The organism is Pyxidicoccus fallax, assembly GCF_012933655.1.
Lineage (GTDB): Bacteria > Myxococcota > Myxococcia > Myxococcales > Myxococcaceae > Myxococcus > Myxococcus fallax.
In genome coordinates this window covers 1-386 of sequence record NZ_JABBJJ010000816.1, presented here as the reverse complement: position 1 = coordinate 386, position 386 = coordinate 1, and the positions used below count along the sequence as shown (strand labels likewise).

At 64.8% G+C, this 386-nt stretch carries 1 protein-coding gene; it reads left to right on the top strand.

Going from position 1 to position 386, the window contains the following annotated elements:
• The coding region (locus HG543_RS54300) for a serine dehydratase beta chain (RefSeq protein WP_281404575.1) at positions 1-386 on the top strand (386 nt) is incomplete at both ends.

Below are 386 nucleotides of genomic sequence, written 5' to 3'. Positions count from 1 at the left end.
CCGACAAGGCGATCCTGCTGGGCCTGGAAGGCCAACGGCCTAACCTGATCGACCCGGACATCATTCCGGCCACCCTGGAGCGCATCCGCAGCAGCAAGCGCATCCAGCTGATGGGCCAGCACGAGATCGCCTTCGACGAGAAGCGCGATCTCGGCATGAACAAGCGCCAGAAGCTGCCCTACCACACCAACGGCATGCGCTTCACCGCGTACAACGCCGACGACGAAGTGATCGCCACCCGCGATTACTACTCGGTCGGTGGTGGCTTCGTGGTCAACCAGGACGACGCGGCCGATGACCGCATCGTGCCCGATGAAACCCCGCTGCCCTACCCGTTCAAGAGCGGCGACGAGCTGCTGGCACAGACCGCACGCAGCGGCCTGAGC